This window comes from Bradyrhizobium sp. URHD0069 (assembly GCF_000701345.1).
Taxonomy (GTDB): Bacteria; Pseudomonadota; Alphaproteobacteria; order Rhizobiales; family Xanthobacteraceae; genus Bradyrhizobium.
Genome location: NZ_JNIJ01000072.1, coordinates 1 through 15864, shown reverse-complemented (window position 1 = coordinate 15864; position 15864 = coordinate 1). Strand labels below are relative to the sequence as shown.

Below are 15864 nucleotides of genomic sequence, written 5' to 3'. Positions count from 1 at the left end.
CGTCGTCTCGGCGCTGATCAAGCAATCGCAGCGATTGCCCAGCGAGCTTTACCGGTCGCTGACCTGGGACAGAGGCAAAGAGCTTGCCGACCATCAGCGCCTGACATTGGCCACCGAGGTTGATGTCTATTTTTGTGACCCTCGGTCTCCCTGGCAGCGCGGCTCAAACGAAAACACCAACAGATTGCTGCGCCAGTATCTTCCGCGCGGCACCGATCTGTCCTTGCACAGCCAGGCCAAGCTCAGTGCCATCGCAAGGCAGCTCAATGAAAGGCCGAGAAAGACCTTGCTCTATCAGACGCCGGCTGAGAAGTTCGCAGAATGTGTTGCAGCGATCGGTTGAACTCGCCGTCAATTGACGACTTCGCGGCAAATCCACGCGATGTCTGATTTGCTCTTGAGCGCCGGTGGTCTGAGCTTCGGATCATGCTCTAAGCGCAAAACGACCGCGGCCTCCGCCAGGGGAGCTGACGGAGGCCGCGTTGGAACACTTCATCGCGCCTAGGTTCGCGATGAGGTGTGGGAGCTCTTTGTTGCCTCTCCCCAAAATGGGGGAGGCCGTTTGCTCGCGGCGATGCGAAGCATCGTCCGGAAGCAAACAGGGTGGGGGTTCTTGCTTGCGGCTCGATCCCCTCCCTGACCCTCCCGTTGGCAAGGGGAGGGAAGTTATTTTTAGAACGGCAGCAGGATGTCCGTCACCTGCTGGCCGTAACGCGGCTGCTGCACGTCGGTGATCTGGCCGCGGCCGCCATAGGCGATGCGGGCCTGCGCGATCTTGCTGGAGTCGATGGTGTTGTCGCTCTGGATATCCTCCGGCCGCACGATGCCGGCGACGATCAGTTCGCGGATTTCGAAATTGACCCGGATCTCCTGCTTGCCTTCGACCACGAGGTTGCCGTTCGGCAGCAGCTGGGTCACCACGGCGGCCACGCTGGTCTGCAGGGCTTCCTGCCGTATGGTCGATCCCTTGCCGTCGTAGGACGCGGTGGAATCGGTTGCCAGCAGACTGCCTGGGAGCACTTTGGCAGCGTTGCCGGTCAGCAGCTTGCTGCCGGCGAAATCGGTGATGGCGGCATCTTCGGTGGAGGCCCGGCTGCGCTGGCTTTGGTTGGCCATGTTGGCCCTGTCGGTGAAATTCACGGTGATGGTCAGAATGTCGCCGATGCGCGCGGCGCGCTGATCCCTGAAGAACGCGCGCGAGCCGTTCCGCCACAACGAGTTGGCATTGTAGGAGGCGACTTCCGGCTTCGGCATCGGCATCTGCACCGGCTTGTAGCCGGGCTGCGCCGTCGGATTTTCGATCGCGGTCAGTTTCGGGGTTTCGCCGATCTGTGACAGCCGGTCGATCGACGAACAACCGCTTGCGATTGACGCTGTCGCCAGCAATGCGCCGGTAAGGATGATGCGGTTGATAGGGGAAGCGAACATGTACATTACTCGGCTTTTGGAGACAGTTGCGAACTGGCGTTGGCGGCGACTGAAATCGGCGCGGCGCCTTGATTGGCGCCGAGCGAGGAGGTGGCGTCCGCCGTAGCGGGCAGACGCGGCGTTGCCACCGAGATCGAAACCTGGCCGCGGCCGGTCACGACGCCGGACACCGTGCGCTTCGATTGCAGGTTAAGCACGTTGACGACGTCGCCTTCGGTGCCGCCTTCCACCGCCTTGCCGCGAATCGTGAGATAGAGCCCGGCCGCCTCGTAGATCAGCGTGACGCTCTGGTCGCGCTGCACCAGGTCCGGCTTGGCGAGATCGGCCGACTTCAGCGGCTGGCCGGAGCGAAGTTGTTTTCGCGCCTGCATCCCGACCGCGCGATCGCGCGCGGCGAGGTCGCCGCCGACTTCGGCCTTGGGACGCCGTTCGACGATGAGGTCGGAAGATCTTAGCACTTCATTGCGTTCGACGTTGCGCGCCAGCACCGCGGCCTCGACGGTCTCGATGACGGTGCCGGTGAAACGCAGCCGGGTCGGCGTGGAGACGTTGTCGTTGGCGATCTCGAAGCTGACATCGAAGCGGTTGTTGCGCGGCTCGTAGCGGACGGATGCCGGCTGCATCACTCCGGTGTTCGAAACCTCCAGGCGGAGATCCCCGACCTCGCGATCGAATGTCAGGCTGAGGCTATCGGCATCGCCAAGGCCGTTGCGGCGCTCCAGTGCGCGGGCGACCTGAACCTCGATGTCCTTGCCGTGCACCGTGCGCGCCAGCCGCGTCACCGAGATCGCGGTCAAATCCCTGGTATCGACGCCGATCACGTGATGCGCCCGCAAACTGGCGAGCACCTGTGCGGTCGGCAGCGAGCCGGTGGTGCCCAGATCGGGCGCGCGATAGATCGCGATCTGCGCCGAGGTGCCGGCGTTGTCGATGATATCGCCGATCCGCACCACGTCGGCGGCGACGGCGACGTTGGCGCGCAGCACCGGCGCCGCAATGACATGGTCGCGGGCCTGGGGCACCGCGATGACGTGGTCGCGGGCCTGGGGCGCCGCGGTGACATCGTCGCGGGCTTGCGCCGAGGCGGCCGTGGCCGCGAGCAGGGCGGTTGCGAGCAGGAGGGAACGAACGGTCATTATCGGCTTCCCTCTAGCGGAACATTCCGGAGGTGGATTGCAGCATCTGGTCGGCGGCGCTGATCACCTTGGCGTTCATCTCATAGGCGCGCTGCGCCGCGATCAGGTCGGAAATCTCGGAGACGGCCTCGACATTGGCCTGCTCGAGATTGCTCTGCTGCATGTCGCCAAGACCGTCGGTGTTGGCGATGCCGTCCTGCGGGGCGCCCGACGCCGGCGTGTCGGTAAACAAATTGTCGCCGATCGGCTGCAGGCCTGCCTTGTTGATGAAGCGCGTCAGGCCGATCTGCCCGATATTGACCGGCGTGGTCGAGCCCGGCAATGTCACCGTCACTTGGCCCTGTGCGTTGATGGCGAGGCCGGAGGAATTCTGCGGGATCGTAATCGTCGGCTGCACCGGATTGCCCTGTGCGTTGACGATGCGGCCTTGCGCGTCCATCTGGAATGAGCCGTCGCGGGTATAGGTGAAGCTGCCGTCGGGCATCTGGATCTTGAAAAAACCTTCGCCGCGGATGGCGATATCGAGGTCGTTGCCGGTTTGCGACAGCGTGCCCTGCGTCATCAGCCGCGGCGTGCCGACGGTCTTGACGCCACCGCCGATGTCGACGCCGACGGGCAGGATCGTGCCCTGATCCGACGCCTGCGCGCCGACCCGGCGCACGTGGTCGTAGATCAGGTCCTGAAACGCCACGCGCTGCTTCTTGAAGGCGGTGGTGCGCAAGTTGGCGATGTTGTTGGAGATCACCTGAACGTTGAGTTCCTGGGCCGCCATTCCGCTCGCTGCGGTGTGAAGAGCGCGCATGGGTTAATCCTCCTACGCCGGAACGTCGGCGAGTTTTTCGATGGCGATTTTGTACAGATCGCCCTGCTGCTGCAGCAAGGTCGCGATCGACGTGTAGGCCCGCGTCACCTCGATCATCCGGCTCATCTCGGTCACCGAATTGACGTTGGATTTTTCGATGAAGCCCTGGCGAATCCGCGAGGCCGTGTCGGGCTCTGCGGCGGCGCCTTCGCCAACCGAATAAAGATTGGAGCCTTCCTTCACGAGCTGTTGCGCGTCGGCGAACCGGACCACGCGCAGCTTGCCGCGAACCGCGTCGATCCGGTTGATGCCTTCGAGCACGGTGACGTTGCCGTCGGCGGCAATGCTGACTTCCTTGTCGGTCGGCTGGAACACGATCGGGCCTGAGTTGCCGAGCACCGGGTTGCCGGCAGCCGTCACCAGTTGACCTTGATTGTTGATCTGCAGTCCGCCGTCGCGGGTGTAGCGCTCGCCGGCCGGGGTCTGCACCACCAGAAAGCCGCGGCCGTCGATCGCGACATCCAGCGGATTCTTGGTCTGCTCGCTCGAGCCTTGCGAGAAGTCCTTGAAGGTGCCGCGGTCCTGGACGTAGCTGACGCGTCGGTCCTGGGGCACGAAGTTGTCCTCGCGCGCGCGGGAGTTGAGAAACTCCTCGAACAGCGACCTGTCGGCCTTGTAGCCGGTGGTGTTGACGTTCGCGACGTTGTTGGCGACGACATCCATCTGCCGTTGCAGCACCATCTGCCGCGAAAGTCCGACGAGAAGCGCATTCTCCATCGGTGGTTCTCCCCTGTAACGATCCGCAGCAAAACCCTCCCAGGCTCGTTTGCGGATCCTTCCGAACCGGGTAGGGCTCTCCCAAGCCCCGCGGTTCGCAACAGAACAGAGCGAAAGCCGTGCCAGATTGGAAAATGGCGGATTTACAAGGGCTTGGATGTTTGGCCGGGGTGCGGAAGGGCGGCAATAAGGTCTTGTTGACCATGTTTGCCCGGCAACTTTTTCCTAGCTGAAGGCTAAAAGAAAGGTTCCATTAACCATTATTACCTTAGCGTCCGGATCAAGAGAGCGCGTGTGCGCTTGCGGGCATTGTATCGCGTCACGGACCTGCCTGGCGGCATCGATTTCATTCCAACCGGGCGCGGGCGATGGCAGACAACGAACAGCTGGACGGCGGCGCGGTGGAAGCCGAACGGATCGTAGCTCCCAAGAGCAAGCTCAAATTGATCATCGCAGCGGGCGGCGTGTTCCTGATCGTCGGGGGTGCCGCGACCTGGTTGTTTTCGGCTCGGCATACCGATGAAGAAACGCGCGCGGCGGCGGCGCCGGCGAAACCGCCGGTCTTCGTCGAGGTGCCGGACATGCTGGTCAATCTGGTCGGCTCGCCTGGCGATCGCGTGCAATATCTCAAGGTGAAGCTCGTGCTCGAGGTCAGGGAAGAGAAGCAGGCCGAAGCGATCAAGCCGAACCTGCCGCGCGTCACCGATATTTTTCAAACCTATCTGCGCGAGCTAAGGGCGAGCGATCTCAATGGGTCAGTCGGCGTATTTCGCCTGAGGGAAGAACTGACCCGGCGGGTCAACGCCGCGATTTCGCCAAGCCAGGTCAACGCGGTGCTGTTCAAGGAAATCGTCGTTCAGTGACGGGACGGATCTGAAATCATGGCGGGCAACGATCCAGTCGACCAGGATGCAATCGCGGCGCAATGGGAGGCCTCACTTGATTCCGAGGACCCGACGGAGGCTGCGGAAGCGGCTGCGGCCAATGAACTCTCCGGCGCCATGGCGCTGCAATGGGCGGCGATGGTCGAAGACGGCAGCCGCGACTTCGGCGGCGGCAAGAACGGCGGCGAGCGCGTACTGTCGCAGGAAGAAATCGACAACCTGCTCGGGTTTTCGGTCGGCGAGGTCAATCTCGACGACAACTCCGGCATTCGCGCCATCATCGATTCGGCGATGGTGTCCTACGAGCGTCTGCCGATGCTCGAAATCGTCTTCGACCGCCTGGTGCGGCTGATGACCACCTCCTTGCGCAACTTTACCTCCGACAACGTCGAAGTTTCGCTCGATCGCATCACCTCGGTGCGGTTCGGCGACTACATGAATTCCATACCGCTCCCTGCCGTGCTCTGCGTGTTCAAGGCCGAGGAATGGGAGAATTTCGGCCTGGCGACGGTGGATTCGAGTCTGATCTATTCGATGATCGACGTCTTGTTGGGCGGCCGCCGCGGCCAGACTTCGATGCGCATCGAAGGCCGCCCCTACACGACGATCGAAACCAACCTCGTCAAGCGGCTGGTCGAAGTCGTGCTGGCCGACGCCGAACAGGCGTTCAGGCCGCTGTCGCAGGTGAGCTTCACCATGGACCGGCTCGAAACCAATCCCCGCTTCGCCGCCATCAGCCGGCCCGCCAACGCCGCGATCCTGGTGCGGCTGCGGATCGACATGGAAGACCGCGGCGGCAATATCGAGCTGTTGCTGCCCTATGCGACCATCGAGCCGATCCGCGGCGTGTTGCTGCAGATGTTCATGGGCGAGAAATTCGGCCGCGATCCGATCTGGGAAGGCCATTTCGCAACCGAAGTGGCGCAGGCGCAGATTGCGGTCGAGGCCGTGCTCTATGAGGCCGACATTCCGCTCAAGCAGCTGATGAAGCTGAAAGTCGGCGACACCTTGCCGCTCGAAATGCGCGCCGACGCGCTGGTGGCGGTGCGTTGCGGCAGCGTCACCCTCACCGAGGGACGGATGGGCCGGGTCGGCGACCGCGTCGCCATTCGCGTCACCAAGCAACTGCGCAAGCCGAACACCACCTTCGCGATGTTCGAGAAGGCCGATGAGCAAACCAAGTTGATGGAGGCCCAATGAGTCATTCAATTGGAGTTGCGATCGAAAGTCTGGTGGCAGTATTGCTATTGGTCACAATCGGTTATTGCATGCTGTTGAACAAGCGTTTGAAGCGGTTGAAGGCCGATGAGCATTCGCTGAAGGCGACGATCGCGGAATTGATCACCGCGACCGAAATCGCCGAGCGCGCCATCGGCGGCCTCAAACACACCGTTCGCGACGTCAACGAGCATCTCGGGAACCAGCTGACTGCCGCGGGCCAAATATCTCTGCAGTTGAAGAAACACCTTGCGGAGGGCGACAATGTCATCCGGCGGCTGTCCAGAATAGTAACCGCCGCGCGGCCGGCGTCGGAGCCGGAGGCTGCGGCCCCCAAACTCTCCACGGCCAAGGCAATTGCAGCGGCGGCTCAGGCGTTTTCCGACCGAAGAAGGTCTGACGGCCTCGCCGCATGAAATCCTACCGTAACATTCGCGTCATTCCAATCGTCCTGACCGCGATCTTCGGCCTCGCGGTGCTGAAGGTCGCGGGTCTTGTGATCCATGGCGGCTACGTCTTCGACTATCAGGCACAGTCGACCAAGCGGTCATGGGCGCAGGAAACCCTCAACTTTCCGGCTGCAAACAAAACCGATGCCGCCGACATCACGGGTTCGTTTCAACAAAAGCCGAAAGAGGCTGCGCCTCCGGCTGTTGCCGCACCGGAGGAGGCAAAATCCGACGGCGTCGTCGTGTATCCCGACCAGAGCCAGCCGGTGCCTCCGTCGGAGCGCGCGATCCTTGAGCGGCTGCAGGCGCGGCGGCAGGAGCTCGAAGCGCGCGCCCGCGAGATCGACATTCGCGAAAGCCTGCTCAAGGCGGCCGAAAAGCGGATCGAATCCCGCGTCGAGGAATTGAAGGCGGTCGAAGCGCGGATCACTACGTCGAGCTCACAGAAGAGCGAAACCGATGCCGCGCGCTTCAAGGGCATCATCACCATGTATGAGGCCATGAAGCCGAAGGACGCCGCCAAGGTATTCGACCGGCTCGAAATGTCCGTGCTGTTCGAAATCGCCTCGCAGATCGCGCCGCGGAAGATGTCCGATATCCTCGGCCTGATGTCGCCGGAAGCGGCCGAGCGGCTGACCGTCGAATTGGCTCGCCGCGCCGGGGCGGACAAATCCGCCGCCGTTGCCGACCTTCCCAAAATCGAAGGCAAGGTGCTGTCGCAAAAGCCCAACTAGCAAATATCTGCACCGGTACCATTAGAGCCGCTCAATTTCGGTCATACCGGGCGCTTCGGCGCTGGCTTCGGCATAGCGATGAGCACGCGCAATGTCCGCCTCGGTCAGGCCGGCGCGCATTCGTTCCCAAGCCGTCCGGAACTTGGCCTGGGCGTCGTCCAGATCGTGGCCGGTGCCAGTGTCGTCCGGCGATGACGGCCTTCCAAGGACGTTATTCCGCTCGCCTTCATGATCCGGCCGATCGACATGCCGCGCCAAACCACCTGATAGTCGTCGGCGTAGCGCTTGCCGCCGATCACGGTGGGGCGCATAGCGAGCGTTTCGGAGTCGGGCATGAGCGGGTTGTTGTCAGGAACTACCGGCACGAGGGCGGGATAACCACATTTGTAATCCAACGGAGATTTTGATGCGCATTCTGGCTTTGTTGATTCTGACGATTGCGACGGTTTCGGCAACGCCGTCGGCCCGCGCCCAGACGTATGATCCGAAGTATCCGGTCTGCCTGCAAGTCTACCAAAGCTGGAGGGACTATTACTTCGAGTGCGCCTATACCTCGCTGGCACAGTGCAATATGTCAGCATCGGGCCGCGCCGCACAATGCATCATCAACCCGTATTACGCGGGTGCAAAAGCGTCGCCGGGACGACGAGACCGGCGGCATCGCCGCGTCTATTGAGCTGTGAATAGCTTCGTAGCGCCGGAAACCGTCGGAGATGAGGGCGGATGGTGCCGGCGCTGATCCGAACTGTGCGGATTTGAGAGCTGGACGACGCGCGTTGGCGCAACAGGAGACGGGCGCTTTTTTCGCGTTGGTCTATGTCTCTTAACTGTCCTCAAAGGCTCCCAACGTTAACAAATCCTTAAATAGCCAATCCTAGATTTGGAGGCGCGGCGCGCGCGAGGGCGTCCGCCGGCGATTGCATCGTTGAACCGAAAGACTGGCTTGGAATGGCGCGAACGGCTGCCGCTGAATCTTGGTCGCTAGGCCGCGCGTGCGCGCGGGCGGTCCCGCGCTGCCTCGGTGGGTCGTTGTCGCTGACGGCCGGCGTGATCGTAGCGGGCTTGACGTTTTCCGGTGTCTGCCGGGCAGAACCCGTCAAAGGCGAGGCCTCGTTTTCGGCAGCTGGCGGCTACGCCCGACTGGTTTTCAAGCTCGCCGAAGACGTCGAATCCGAAGTAAGTACCGCCGGCTCTATCCTCATCATCCGGTTCAAGCGCCCGGTGGATATCCCGATCGGCAGATTGTCCGACGCGGTGCCCGACTATGTCGGTTCGGCGCGCCGCGATCCCGACGGCTCGGCGATCCGGCTGTCATTGACGCGCCGAGTGACCATCAACACCATGACCGCCGGCGAACGCGTGTTCATCGATCTGTTGCCCGACACATGGAGCGGTCAGCCTCCATCGCTTCCGGGCGAGGTGGTGCGCGAACTGGCCGAGCGCGCGCGTGCCGCCGAGCGTGCATTGCGCCAGCAGCGCGTGACCGTAGAGGCCAGGAAGCGCGCGCCGATACGCGTCCGCGCATCGGTGCAACCGACTTTCGTCCGCTTCGCGTTTGAAATGCCTGGCGGCATCGGCGTCTCGTCGGTACTGAGCGGTCAGAAACTCACTTTGTCGTTCAATGCCGCGCTCAACTTCGATCTGGTGGACGCCAAAGTGGCGGCGCCAGCGAATATTGCGTCGATCGACCAGAAGATCGAAGGCGACTCCTCCGCAGTGGAGATCGCACTGATCGGCGATGTCGATGTCCACTCCTTCCGCGAGGACAAAAACTACATTGTCGATGTGACTTTGCAGCAAGCGGAAAAACCGTCAGCGCCGCCGTCGCCCGCAGCCGATGCCTCGCGTGCTCCGGCGTCAGTCGCTCCAGCGTCAGTCGCTCCGGCGTCAGCCGCTCCGGCCTCCACCCCACCGATGGCAACCGCGCCGGCTGCCGCCGACAAGCCAGCCGATGCAACGCCGGCATCGCCGCAGTCCGGTGAGGTTGCGCCGCTGACATCGGAGACATTCGCGCAGCAGGCCAAGATCGACATCAAACCCGAAGCAGCGCCGTCGCCTGCGCCGGAAACGCCGGAGCCCGCGCGGCCGCAGGAGGTGTCTGCTGTTTCGGCGGAGCTGCCGTCAAAAACAACTCTCGCCGCGCCCGAGCTGCCGCCGGCAACCATGTCGCCGCCCGTAAGCAAGGCCGGCGCCGCCGCCGCTTCGGTTAGCGCGATGCGAGACAGCGACGGCCTGCGCCTGACGTTTTCCTTTGCCGCCGCTACGCCGGCGGCATTGTTTCGTCGCGCCGATACCGTGTGGCTGGTGTTCGATTCCTTGAAACCGGTCGATGTCGAGCCGATCCGCAGCAGGGGCGGGTCTATCATCGCCGAGGTCAGCCAGTTGCCGCTGGAAAAGGGCCAGGCGATCCGCATTCGCCTCAACCGTCCCCAAATGCCGTCGCTGACAGGAGACGATCAGGCCGCCGGCGCGAGCTGGACCCTCACATTTGCCGACACCATGCAAACACCGGCTCAACCGCTGACGGCGATACGCAACATTACCGACCCCACGCTCGCCAACGTCACCGTGCCCCTCTCGGGACCCGGCGTTCTGCATCGGCTGATCGATCCCGACGCGGGCGACACCATCATGGTGGTCACGGCGCCGCCGCCGGCTCGCGGCTTCATCAAGCGGCAGGATTTTGTCGAGCTGTCGCTCCTGGAATCGGTCCACGGCCTCGCCATTCGTCCGAACTCCGATGACATCACCGTCGAGGTCGCTTCCGACAAGATCATCCTCGGCAGGCCAGGCGGCTTGACGCTGTCATCGGTCGGCGTCGGCCCCGAGCGCGCGTCCACCGCAGTCCGGCTCATTTTCGATATCGGCGAGTGGCGCAAAAACCGGAGCGAAAACTTCATCGCGCGCGAGGATGCACTTGCCGCGGCCGCCGCCGCGGCCGTCGGGCCCAACCAGCGCACGGAGGCCAGGGTCGATCTTGCGCGCTTCTACCTGTCGCGTGCGATGTATCCGGAAGCCAAGGGCGTCCTCGATCTGGCGTTGGCGGACTTCAAGCTGGGTCTTGAGGATCCCGTCGTTCTGATCGTGCACGCGGTTGCGAGCAGCCTGATCGGTCGTCCCGAGCAGGCCCTGAAAGACCTCGCCCATCCGGCGATCGGAACCAACTACGACTCGCAACTGTGGAAGGCGCTGGCCTACGCGCGTCAGGGCAAGTGGGCGGAGGCGCGGGAGAAATTCAAGAACGTCGAGTTCGCCATCACCGCGCTGCCGATCGAGCTGCAGCGCATTGTGATAATGGAAGCGATGCGTTGCTCGCTCGAGGTGAGGGATTACTCCGGGGCCGCCAAACGTAATAGCGATCTGGACGTGGTCGGTATTCCGTCCGAGCTGAAGCCGGCGATCTCGGTGTTGCGTGGCTGGCTGGCGGAAGCGCTCGGACACGACAGGGACGCGCTCGACGAATACAGGTTTGCCGTGCGGTCGCCTGATCGGGCCGCGGCGGCCGAAGCCAAATTGTTTGAAATCAGGCTGCGGCAAAAGCGCGGCGAAATCAGCCAGGCCGACGCGTTGCGCGAACTTGAAACGCTTTCGGTGATGTGGCGCGGCGACGCGATCGAGGTGAAGACGCTGCAAATGATGGCGGGGATGTATGCCGACATCGGACGCTACAGTGAATCGTTTGCGGCGGTGCGGACCGCCACCCGGCTGCAGCCAAATTCCGAACCATCACGGCAGGCTCAGGATGCGGCGGCGGCGCTGTTCGCGCAGCTTTTTCTCGGCCCGAAGGGCGTCGATCTTCCACCGGTCGATGCGCTCGCGATGTTTTACGAATATCGCGAATTGACGCCGATCGGGCGGCGCGGCGACGAAATAATCCGCCGGCTCGCGGATCGGCTGGTCGCGGTCGACCTGCTCGATCAGGCCAGCGAACTCCTGCAGTATCAGATCGACAAAAGGCTCGAGGGCGCCGCGCGCGCGCAGGTCGCCGCGCGCCTCGCGATGGTCTACCTGACCAACCGCAAGCCGGATCGCGCGATATCAGCGCTTCGCACCACGCGTATTGCCGATCTCTCCGGCGAATTGCGTCAACAACGGCTGCTGTTGGAGGCGCGCGCGCAAAGCGACATCGGACGCCATGATCTGGCGCTCGACATCACCTCAAATATCAGTGGCCGCGAAGCGATCCGGCTGCGATCCGACATTTACTGGGCGTCGCGGCGCTGGCGCGAAGCGTCCGAGCAGATCGAATTGTATTACGCCGACCGCTGGCGCGACTTCAGACCCTTGAATGCTGTGGAGAAGGGCGACGTGATCCGCGCCGTGGTCGGATACGCGCTGGCCGAGGATGCTCTCGGGTTGGCGCGCATCCGCGAAAAATATGCGCCATTGATGAGCGGGGAGGCCGACCGCGCCGCGTTCGAGACCGCAAGCAAGCCGGCTGCCGCCAACAGCGCCGAATTCGCCCTGATCGCCAGGATGGCGGCAAGCGTCGATACGCTCGACGGCTTCTTGCGCGAGATGAGGACGCGATTCCCGGACGCGACCGCGAAGGCGCTGCTGCCGCCGGAAACGGCGAAGCCCGATCCGTTGCCAACCGGCTCGTTGCCGGCGATCGTCGGATTGAAGCGGGCTGAAGCGGCGAGGTAGCGGCTCACGCCGCTGTCATCCCTCGACAGACGCGCGCAGAATCGGCAACCTGCGGCGATCGACGTCCGGAGGAAGCCCCCATCATGAGCAAGCCAACCAGGACCGAAGCCGAACTAGTTGCGATGGCGAGAGACCAGTTGAAGGTCCACGCCGATTGTCCCGACGGCATGGTCATCTCGATTGTCCGCGATGGCGATTCCTGGGAATTCCGCGCCGAGGCCGCCGAGGCGACCGTCGCCAAACCCGGCTATCCCGAATGCGTCGCGATGCTGGTCCAGATCGGCGACCACCTCAGCAAGCAATATGATGTGAGCGGTTGAGGGTGTTGCCGTGCTTCGCCACTGCGCGAAGCAGAGCGAATCCAGGCCATCATTCCGGGGCGATGCCAACGGGTCCGCGCAAGGCGCGGCCCGGAAGTGCCTTCTTCCGGCAGAGGCCGGCGATGCTTGAACCTCTGGGCGGTGACGCACACACAAGCGGGTGATCAAAAGGGACTTCCGCAAGCAGATCGCTTCAATTCGCTTTGACTGCCGCTTCGGGTCATTATGGCATAATCATTTGTAATTCATCTGCAGAGGCGGCTAGTCCATGACCGTCGCAAAGGCCAGCAAGATCTCGCCGTTGGATCGAACGGCGGCCGAACCTTTTTATCGCCAGATCTACGATCGGTTTCGCGGCGCTATTGCCAGCGGATTGTTGAAGCCGGGTGACCGCATTCCCTCGGCACGTGCGCTGACCAAAGAATTGGGTTTGGCAAGAGGCACTATTGAAGCAGCTTATTCTTTGTTAGCTGCCGAGGGGTACATTCAAGCCCGCGGCCAGGCAGGGACCATTGTGACGCCGGGCCTCAAGCCGCGAATGCCTATTGCAGCCCCGATGCCCCAGTCCAATAGCGGCATTGCTGCGGCTAGTTTTCGTCCAGATTCGATCTTGCCGTTCCAAATGGGTTTGCCTGCCCTGGATATGTTTCCCCGAAAGATCTGGGCACGGCTGGGCGCGCGGTGTGTACGTGCCATGCAACCATCTGACATGGTTCATCCCTCTATATACGGCTTGCCGGTACTGCGTGCCGAGATCGCCGCATACCTCCAAGTTTCGCGCGGGATCAACTGCTCCCCATCTCAGATATTCGTGACATCGGGATATCGCCACACCATCGAGTTGATTGCTCATTCATTGTTGAAGGTGGGAGATCGCGTTTGGCTTGAAAACCCCGGATACCCGCCTACGCGAGAACTATTGGGACATATGCATATTGCAGCCGTCTCGGTGCCGGTAGATCGGGAGGGCATGGTCATTTCCGACGGAATTAAGGTAGCGCCACGGGCGCGCGCAGCCGTGGTCACGCCTGCGCATCAGAGTCCGCTGTGCGTGTCTTTATCCTTGCCCCGGCGCCTGGCGCTGCTGGACTGGGCTGCGCGAAATAACGCATGGATCATTGAGGACGATTACGACGGCGAGTACCGGTATGTCAGCCGCCCTCTGCCTGCGTTGAAGAGCCTGGATCGCGATGGGCGAGTGCTCTATGCGGGCACGTTCAGCAAGGTGCTTCTTCCAAGCCTTCGGCTTGCATATCTTGTCGTGCCGGAAACGCAGGTCGAGCGGTTCGAGCAGATCACTCAAGTCTTTGCAGCGGGCAGTCCCGAGCTGACGCAAGCCATCGTCGCTGCCTTCATAAAGGAAGGGCACTTCGCGCGCCATATCCAACGGATGCGGAAGCTCTGGTCTCGGCGAACTGAGGATAACAGCATCCCGCACGTAACCAGCACCACTTCCGAGATGGGTCATTTTCGGAAGTGGTGGCGCAACGCGGTCATGTCCGGACGTTGCGATCACGTTTTGGTGGACCCGCGCATACAGACTTTTGCCGTTCGCCGGTACGTGATATTTTTGGCCGTTTCTTCTCGTATGGAGAGATGAAACATGTCCGAACTACATAGTTGGCTGAGCACTCAGCATCACGGCCTCCGCACTTACAAATCCCTAAAGAAAAAATTGATAGGGCGAGCCAGCGCTGATCCAGGGCACGCCGCGCTTTACAGGCTTCTTGCATCGATGATTGACCCCTACATCGATTCATTTGACGAAGAGCCGCTACCGGTCGACGTTGCCGACGAGGTCTTTGCACGGGTACTGGATATTGTGCGTTACGCCGAAGGCTCGGTTTCCCGGGGGGCGGCCGACCAAATCCAGGCGCTTAACAAGGTCGCGGCAGTCGAATTGATCTAGCCGAACCACGTAATGCTACGAATGTGGCGTGTGTGCCCTTGATTTCGGGCTTGCACTTGCGCGCGTTGATCTGCGGCGTCGGCTACTGCCGCCGGTCTTGAGCCCTGGACGTGTTACGATCGTAACGAAGTTTGTCTCCCGATGGCACTGAGCCGCCACACGGCCGCTGCATCTTGCTTGATGGGCGGCGTAGAGTTTTGAAATGAGACTGATCTTCGTAAACGACGCCTGCCCGGCGCTCGTATGGCGGCCGGGATGACGATGATCATCGAGTGCATCACTAATAGCGTTTCGCCATCGACCGAGACGTACCCAGCATTCTCCCCCCGACCGGCGAACTACACAGGATTGGGGTCGGTCGAGAAGTGACCATTTTATCGCGCCTTTTTTTGCTGGTGGCTGTCGCGCTCCTGCCCGCGATCGCAATTCAAACATACAATGAATTGGATCTCCGTCGTGCGCGCCAGGTCGAAGTGCAGAACCAGGCGCTCAGCCTGGCCAAGCTCGCCGCGGCAGAGCAACAGCAGATCGTACAGGGAATTCGTCAGGTCCTGATCGCGATGTCGGAACTCCCCTCGATAAAAACGAGGGACAGCCAAGCGTGCGACGCTTACCTGGCTGGCATGCAGCGTCGATTTCCAGCCTTCATTACCTTTCTTGTCGCCGACATCAAAGGCTGGTCTTTCTGTGACACGAACAGAGTCCATAGACCAATTTCCATCGTTGGGCGGCCCTACTTTGCCAGCGTCTTGAAGACCGGCCAGTTTTCGGTCGGAGAATACTCGGCAGGTCTGTCGACTGGCGTTAAGGTCATTCAGTTTGCGTTGCCGTTCTATGGCGACGATGGTCGGATAGGCGGCGTCATCGTCGCGGGTCTCAGGCTCGATTGGCTCGCTGACTACATCGCGCGAAAGGGTGTTCCGGAAGGAGCCGCGCTCGCTATCACGGACCGCAACGGTACCTATCTCGCGCGCTACCCCCATAACGGCCGGTTCGTCGGCACGAAGATGCCCGGTGACAAATACCTGAACATGGACGACCGGGGTGCGGTTGATATCCTCGACGTCGATGGCACGGAACGGATCGAAGGCTACTCGGCCCTGCAGGCCGAGTCCGGGGCGCTCGTTGTCAGCTTTGGCCTCGACAAGGCGCAGGCCTTCACTGAGATCCAGGATCGCACGCTCCGCGGCATCCTCCTGATCGCTCTAAGCACCGCGCTGGTGTTGGTCCTGACATCTTTGGGCGCCCGCCGGTTCATCCATCGTCCGCTTGGCGAATTGGTCTCCGCCGCAAACCAATGGCGGCTCGGCGAATATTCGCGGCGCGTGGACATCCGGAACAAATCCGAAATCGCCCGGGTCGCCGACGCGTTCAACACCATGGCCGACGCACTGGAGCACCGCGAGCACGAATTGTCCGAGGCAAAGGAAAAGGCCGAGGATGCCGCGGCTCGGATCACGATGATCTTCGAGAGTACGACCGACAGCGTGGTCACCGTCGATCGGGACTGCCGCATCAGCTTCTTCAACCAGCGGGCCTGGGCGCAGATCGCCGAAGGGC

At 62.1% G+C, this 15864-nt stretch carries 16 protein-coding genes; 11 read left to right on the top strand and 5 right to left on the bottom strand.

Going from position 1 to position 15864, the window contains the following annotated elements; genetic code table 11:
- The coding region (locus N554_RS0128640) for an IS30 family transposase (protein WP_029586843.1) at window positions 1–343 on the top strand (343 nt) is incomplete at its 5' end.
- A 329-nt stretch (window positions 344–672) separates the two neighbouring features.
- Here the strand turns inward: N554_RS0128640 and flgH are convergent.
- From flgH to flgF, 4 genes are read right to left on the bottom strand one after another with little or no spacing between them, the layout of a single operon-like run.
- Window positions 673–1428 (bottom strand): flagellar basal body L-ring protein FlgH, encoded by a 756-nt coding sequence (flgH, locus tag N554_RS0128635; protein ID WP_029586611.1) that lies wholly within the window; start codon window positions 1426–1428, stop codon window positions 673–675.
- Between the two features lie 5 nt (window positions 1429–1433).
- Window positions 1434–2564: a flagellar basal body P-ring formation chaperone FlgA gene (gene flgA, locus N554_RS0128630; protein ID WP_029586610.1), complete on the bottom strand. Its 1131-nt coding sequence runs from the start codon at window positions 2562–2564 to the stop codon at window positions 1434–1436.
- A 13-nt stretch (window positions 2565–2577) separates the two neighbouring features.
- On the bottom strand, window positions 2578–3366 hold the full coding sequence (flgG, locus tag N554_RS0128625) for a flagellar basal-body rod protein FlgG (protein WP_029586609.1): 789 nt from the start codon (window positions 3364–3366) through the stop codon (window positions 2578–2580).
- A gap of 12 nt (window positions 3367–3378) precedes the next feature.
- Window positions 3379–4143 carry a flagellar basal-body rod protein FlgF gene (gene flgF, locus N554_RS0128620; RefSeq protein WP_029586608.1) on the bottom strand — a complete coding sequence of 255 codons (765 nt, stop codon included), beginning with the start codon at window positions 4141–4143 and terminating at the stop codon, window positions 3379–3381.
- A gap of 368 nt (window positions 4144–4511) precedes the next feature.
- Here flgF and fliL point away from each other — a divergent pair, with 368 nt between their 5' ends.
- Genes fliL through N554_RS0128600 form a run of 4 tightly spaced genes read left to right on the top strand, consistent with a single transcriptional unit; the run spans window position 4512 to window position 7428 of the window.
- On the top strand, window positions 4512–5006 hold the full coding sequence (fliL, locus tag N554_RS0128615) for a flagellar basal body-associated protein FliL (protein ID WP_029586607.1): 495 nt from the start codon (window positions 4512–4514) through the stop codon (window positions 5004–5006).
- An 18-nt stretch (window positions 5007–5024) separates the two neighbouring features.
- Entirely contained in the window at window positions 5025–6227 is a 1203-nt protein-coding gene (gene fliM / locus N554_RS0128610; RefSeq protein ID WP_029586606.1) for a flagellar motor switch protein FliM, read from the top strand.
- Window positions 6224–6661: a DUF6468 domain-containing protein gene (locus tag N554_RS0128605; protein WP_029586605.1), complete on the top strand. Its 438-nt coding sequence runs from the start codon at window positions 6224–6226 to the stop codon at window positions 6659–6661. The genes fliM and N554_RS0128605 overlap by 4 nt, the downstream gene beginning before the upstream one ends.
- Window positions 6658–7428: a MotE family protein gene (locus N554_RS0128600; protein ID WP_029586604.1), complete on the top strand. Its 771-nt coding sequence runs from the start codon at window positions 6658–6660 to the stop codon at window positions 7426–7428. Before N554_RS0128605 ends, N554_RS0128600 begins: the two co-directional genes overlap by 4 nt.
- Before the next feature lie 104 nt (window positions 7429–7532).
- Here the strand turns inward: N554_RS0128600 and N554_RS0128590 are convergent, their stop codons facing one another.
- Window positions 7533–7763, bottom strand: coding sequence for a hypothetical protein (locus tag N554_RS0128590; RefSeq protein ID WP_156042163.1), 231 nt, complete (start codon window positions 7761–7763; stop codon window positions 7533–7535).
- A gap of 71 nt (window positions 7764–7834) precedes the next feature.
- Between N554_RS0128590 and N554_RS0128585 the strand changes: the two genes are divergently transcribed.
- The 6 genes from N554_RS0128585 to N554_RS0128560 all read left to right on the top strand — a co-directional run.
- A complete protein-coding gene (locus N554_RS0128585; RefSeq protein ID WP_029586602.1) occupies window positions 7835–8104 on the top strand; it encodes a DUF3551 domain-containing protein in 270 nt (89 codons plus the stop codon).
- A 272-nt stretch (window positions 8105–8376) separates the two neighbouring features.
- Window positions 8377–12075 (top strand): hypothetical protein, encoded by a 3699-nt coding sequence (locus tag N554_RS0128580; protein ID WP_029586601.1) that lies wholly within the window; start codon window positions 8377–8379, stop codon window positions 12073–12075.
- Between the two features lie 83 nt (window positions 12076–12158).
- Window positions 12159–12395 carry a hypothetical protein gene (locus N554_RS0128575; RefSeq protein ID WP_029586600.1) on the top strand — a complete coding sequence of 79 codons (237 nt, stop codon included), beginning with the start codon at window positions 12159–12161 and terminating at the stop codon, window positions 12393–12395.
- Window positions 12396–12663: 268 nt separating this feature from the next.
- Window positions 12664–13995 carry a MocR-like pyridoxine biosynthesis transcription factor PdxR gene (locus tag N554_RS0128570; protein ID WP_081851460.1) on the top strand — a complete coding sequence of 444 codons (1332 nt, stop codon included), beginning with the start codon at window positions 12664–12666 and terminating at the stop codon, window positions 13993–13995.
- Window positions 13996–13998: 3 nt separating this feature from the next.
- A complete protein-coding gene (locus N554_RS40470; protein WP_029586598.1) occupies window positions 13999–14304 on the top strand; it encodes a hypothetical protein in 306 nt (101 codons plus the stop codon).
- Between the two features lie 365 nt (window positions 14305–14669).
- Window positions 14670–15864 (top strand): cache domain-containing protein (locus tag N554_RS0128560; RefSeq protein ID WP_029586597.1); only part of this gene is annotated, 1195 nt, incomplete at its 3' end.